The sequence below is a fragment of the Streptacidiphilus pinicola genome (genome assembly GCF_003258295.1).
Classification (GTDB): domain Bacteria; phylum Actinomycetota; class Actinomycetes; order Streptomycetales; family Streptomycetaceae; genus Streptacidiphilus; species Streptacidiphilus pinicola.
Map to the genome: position 1 here is coordinate 1 of NZ_QKYN01000265.1, position 4,871 is coordinate 4,871.

At 69.8% G+C, this 4,871-nt stretch carries 4 protein-coding genes and 2 tRNA genes; 1 reads left to right on the forward strand and 5 read right to left on the reverse strand.

What is annotated here, in order from left to right:
* Positions 1-52: 52 nt before the first annotated feature.
* The 5 genes from DN069_RS38890 to DN069_RS38910 form a co-directional block, all read right to left on the reverse strand.
* Positions 53-125: transfer RNA gene (locus tag DN069_RS38890), tRNA-Glu, on the reverse strand.
* A gap of 22 nt (positions 126-147) precedes the next feature.
* Positions 148-219 (reverse strand) — tRNA-Gln (locus DN069_RS38895).
* 77 nt (positions 220-296) lie between these two features.
* Complete coding sequence (locus DN069_RS38900) at positions 297-1,013, reverse strand: HAD family hydrolase (protein ID WP_111507950.1); 717 nt, start codon at positions 1,011-1,013, stop codon at positions 297-299.
* Positions 1,006-1,773, reverse strand: coding sequence for a fumarylacetoacetate hydrolase family protein (locus DN069_RS38905; protein ID WP_111507951.1), 768 nt, complete (start codon positions 1,771-1,773; stop codon positions 1,006-1,008). The genes DN069_RS38900 and DN069_RS38905 overlap by 8 nt, the downstream gene beginning before the upstream one ends.
* Before the next feature lie 107 nt (positions 1,774-1,880).
* A complete protein-coding gene (locus DN069_RS38910) occupies positions 1,881-2,072 on the reverse strand; it encodes a hypothetical protein (RefSeq protein ID WP_111507952.1) in 192 nt (63 codons plus the stop codon).
* A gap of 545 nt (positions 2,073-2,617) precedes the next feature.
* On the opposite strand from DN069_RS38910, the gene DN069_RS38915 reads away from it, so the two are divergent.
* Positions 2,618-4,871 (forward strand): HAMP domain-containing sensor histidine kinase (locus tag DN069_RS38915; protein WP_116513728.1); only part of this gene is annotated, 2,254 nt, incomplete at its 3' end.

Consider the following 4,871-nt stretch of genomic DNA (forward strand, 5'->3'; position numbering starts at 1 on the left):
GGCAGCGTGCTAGGCCGCTACACAACGGGGGCGTTGGTCCTTGCGGACCGAGTACCCCCGACCGGATTCGAACCGGCGCTACTGCCGTGAGAGGGCAGCGTGCTAGGCCGCTACACAACGGGGGCGAGATCAGTATTTCGTTTTGAGCTGGGGTACCAGGACTCGAACCTAGACTAACTGAACCAGAATCAGTCGTGCTGCCAATTACACCATACCCCATCGCACTGTCCAGGTGATCTTGGTGAGTGCCTCTCGACTCTCCCCCGTCCCTCCCGGGCGGCGCAACAAGAAGAACACTACCGGATGGTGGGCGGCGCTCCAAAATCGATAAGCCGCAGCAGCTCCGGCAGGTCAGCGAGGGTGTCGATCCGGGGCACCCCGCCCCCGCCGCCGAGCCCACGACGGTCCAGCCAGACGGCCTGCAGACCGGCGGCCAGCGCCCCCTCCGCGTCGGTCGTCAGCTTGTCGCCCACATAGACCACGCGGTCCGGCGGCAGGCCGAGCGCGGCGCAGCCGGCCAGGAAGGCCTCCGGCGCGGGCTTGGCGTGGCCGATCTCGTCCGAGCAGACGAGCGAGACGAACCGGCCGCGCAGGCCGATGGCGGTCAGCTTGTCCTCCTGGTAGCGGCTGGAGGAGTTGGAGAGCAACCCGTGCCGGTACCCCGGCAGGGCATCCAGGGTTGGTATCACGTCGTCGAAGACGCGACGGTGCCGCGTGAAGGCGTCCAGGTAGCCGGCGAACCACACGTCGGGGTCCGGCGCCGTACGGCCGATCCGGCCGAGGAACGCCTCGACCCGGACGCGTCGCTGCTCCTGGAAGCCGAGTTCACCGGCCAGGAAACGCTCGTAGGCCGCCTCCATGTCCGCGGTCCACAGCGCGTGGGCCTGCTCCGGAGAGGCGAACTCGCCCAGCAGGCCGAGTTCGCCCAGGTGCTCCAGGATGCCCGCACGCTCAGCGCCCGAGTAGTCGAAGAGCGTGTCGTCGACGTCCCACAGGACACCGACGTCAGCCACGCTTGACCACGCGGTTGCTGAGCGTGCCGATGCCCTCGACGGTGACGGAGACCTCGTCGCCGATCTGCAGCGGTCCGACGCCCGCGGGGGTGCCGGTGAGGATGACGTCGCCGGGGAGCAGGGTCATCGCGTCGGAGATGTGGACGATCAGGTCGGCGATCGAGCGGACCATCTGGGAGGTGCGGCCGGCCTGGCGCAGCTCGCCGTTGACGGTGCAGGTGACGGCGAGGTCGGCCGGGTCGAGGTCGGTCTCGATCCAGGGGCCGAGCGGGCAGGCGGTGTCGAAGCCCTTGGCGCGGGCCCACTGGCCCTCGCGCTGCTGGACGTCGCGGGCGGTGACGTCGTTGGCGCAGGTGTAGCCGAAGATCACGTCCTTGGCCCGGGCGTGCGGCACCTCGCGGCACATCCGGCCGATGACGACGGCCAGTTCGGCCTCGTACTGCACGTCGGAGGAGAACGGCGGGTAGGCGATGTTCTCCGTGGGGCCGATCACCGAGGTCGACGGCTTGAAGAAGGTCAGCGGCGCCTCGGGCACCTCGTTGCCCAGCTCGGCCGCGTGCGCGGCGTAGTTGCGGCCGACGGCCACGATCTTGCTGGGCAGCATCGGGGTGAGCAGTCGCACGTCGGCGATCGGCAGCACCGCACCGGTGGGCTGGAGCTCGCCGAACGGGTGGCCGGCGAGCGCGGCGACGGTCTCGGACTCGGCGTCGACCACGCCGAAGCTGACCTCGCCCTCGTGGGTGAACCTGGCGATGCGCACGGTGCGGACGTCTCCTCGGGACGGAACGGGTGGATCACGACCACATTAGTCCGGGCAACGCGAAGGGCCCCGCCGGAGCGGGGCCCTTCGCGTCAGGTGTGGCGCGGTTACTCCGCGACCGCCACCGGCGGGGCGACCATCAGGTTGGTGCGGCGCGGGTTGGCCGTCTGCTGCGGGAGCTCCGCCGGCGCGGCGGCGGACTCGCGCAGCGCCGGGCCGCCGTTCTCGGGCAGCGCGTCGAGCTTGGTCCGGCGCGGGTTGGCCGTGGGACGGAAGCTCATGGTCGTCTTGAAGGTCACCGGTGACTCACCTTGGTCTCGATCGGGATGGGGCCACGTGCCGTGCCCACATCCAGGATCTCATTCCACAGGAGAGCCATCCGGCACCACCTCATATGCTGTGAGTTTGGTCACTTTCATGCACTCCAGACTGCACAGTTACGTCATTGTGGCCGGTTCCACAGGTCCGACATAACACCCATACCGGACAAAATCATGACGCGGCGTCACCCCGGGGGCCTCGGTTCGGACCCGCGCATGTCCGAAACGTACGGTTTCCCTGGCCATATTTCGCACATTGCGTCACACCCGCACCACTGATCGTCACAGACATCACTACCCAGCGTCGCCCCTTGTTGGAGATCGGGGGCTGTGCTGGAATGCCACGGACCGCCGGAGCCCGTCCCTCCCCCAGCAGCAGCTCGGCACCGGGGCACTCGACGGCGGCTTGGAGTACGAACTCCACCGGGCGCGGCTCGGACCCGACCCGGGTCCACGCCCTCCGAGAACTCGACACCGTTCCGCCGCTGCAGCGGGGGACGCCTGGTCCAGAGGTTGCGACGCTAGTGCAGGGACGTATCAAGAGGGGCGGCGGCGCGGGCAACCCGGCGGACCGCGGATCAGCTGGCCACCAGCAGTCGTCGCCGAATGCCCCCCACGCCGCCGAGGGCCTTCGCCCCGGCCCCGCCGCAGGACGGTCCGGCCCCGAGGCCGGTCCGGGTGGTGCGCCCGGCAAGGGCGACCGGAACACCAAGGGTGACCAGGACGCGCCGACCGGCGCGACCCGGGTCGGCCCGGTGACCCCGCCCAAGACCCAGCGGACCAGCCGCTTCTCGCTGAGCAACTGGCGTATCCGCACCAGGCTCACGGCGCTGCTCGTGCTCCCCGTGATCGCCGCCATCGTCCTCGGTGGTCTGCGTATCCAGGGCTCGCTGCAGACACAGCAGCAGCTGGACAACGTGGCCAAGCTCGGTGACGTGGCCCAGGCCGCCACCCTGCTGGCCATCGCCCTGGAGACCGAGCGCGACGACATGGCCGCCGCCAGCGGCGTCCCCGGCCAGGCGGTCTCCTCCAACGGCACGGTCATGTACGACCACCTGCAGACCGTCAGGAAGAACCAGACCCTGAGCAACCTGATCGACTCGCTCGACCAGACGCAGCTCCCGGGCAACGGCGTCGACATCACCTCGGTCCAGACGAAGCTGCAGAACCTCGGGCAGTACGAGCAGACGGCGTTCTCCTACCCGGCGGGCGGCCAGGCCCCCGACCTGCAGAAGACGATCGCGGCCTTCGACGGCCTGATCACCCCGCTGACGCAGATCACCCAGGACCTCGCCCTCGCGTCCTCGAACCTGCAGCTGGTCCAGGCGACCCGGTCGCTGCAGGCCTTCACGCAGTGGCACGAGGACATGGCCATCGTCCGGTCCACGCTGCTCGGCGCGCTCGCCTTCCAGCCGACCGGTGCCACCCAGCCCACGCCGACCATCTCGCCGAGCGACCGGCAGTACGCCCTCTCCGCGCTGCAGGACGCCGCCACGGCGCAGAAGGAGTTCACCGCCCTCTACGGCTCCGCCAAGGCCAACAACCTGACCGGCGCCTGGCAGTCGAACACCAACATCTCCGACGCGCAGCGCTTCGCCAGCCAGGCGCTCACGGCCACCAGCCCCAGCGCGTTCACCAGCGCGGTCGGCGGCACCGGCCCGCAGGACTGGTTCAACGAGTCCAAGACGCAGATGACGCAGATGGCCCAGGACGAGTCGTTCCTGGTCCAGGAGCTGAACACCACCTCCGCCGACCTGCGCTCGCAGGCGCAGGCCGACGCCTACGCCAACGCCGGTCTGATCGTCGCGGTCCTCCTGGTCGCCATCCTCGGCGCCGGTCTGGTGGCCCGCTCGATGGTGCGCACGCTGGCCAAGCTGCAGCAGACCGCCGAGGACGTCGCCGAGCACACGCTGCCGGAGATGGTCCGCAAGCTCTCCGAGTCCGACCCGCAGGACGTGGACGTCACGATCCAGCCGCTCGGCATCGACACCAGGGACGAGATCGGCCACGTGGCCCGGGCCTTCGACAAGGTCCACAGCCAGGCCGTCCGACTCGCCGCCGAGCAGGCCCTGCTGCGAGGCAACATCAACGCGATGTTCACCAACCTCTCGCGCCGCTCCCAGGGTCTGATCCAGCGTCAGCTGGCCATGATCTCCGAGCTCGAGTCGCGCGAGGCGGACCCGGACCAGCTGGCCCAGCTGTTCAAGCTCGACCACCTCGCGACGCGTATGCGTCGTAACGGTGAGAACCTCCTCGTTCTCGCGGGTGAGGACCCCGGCCGTCGCTGGACCCGTCCGGTCCCGCTGGTCGACGTGCTCCGCGCCGCCGCGTCCGAGGTGGAGCAGTACGAGCGCATCGAACTGGCCTCGGTTCCGACGGCCGACGTCGCCGGCCGCGTCGTCAACGACCTCGTGCACCTGCTCGCCGAGCTGCTCGAGAACGCGACCTCGTTCTCCAGCCCGCAGACCCGCGTCAAGGTCACCGGTCACGCGCTGCCCGACGGCCGTGTGCTGGTCGAGATCCACGACACCGGCATCGGCCTCTCCCCCGACGACCTGGCCGAGATCAACGAGCGCCTGGCGAACCCGCCGGTGGTGGACGTCTCCGTCTCCCGCCGCATGGGCCTCTTCGTGGTCGGTCGACTCTCGCTGCGTCACGGCATCCGCATCCAGCTGCGCCCGAGCGACTCCGGCGGCACCACCGCGCTGGTCATGCTGCCGGTGGACGTCACCAACGTGGCCGAGCGCCGCGCCGGTGCGGCGCTCGGCCACGTTGGTG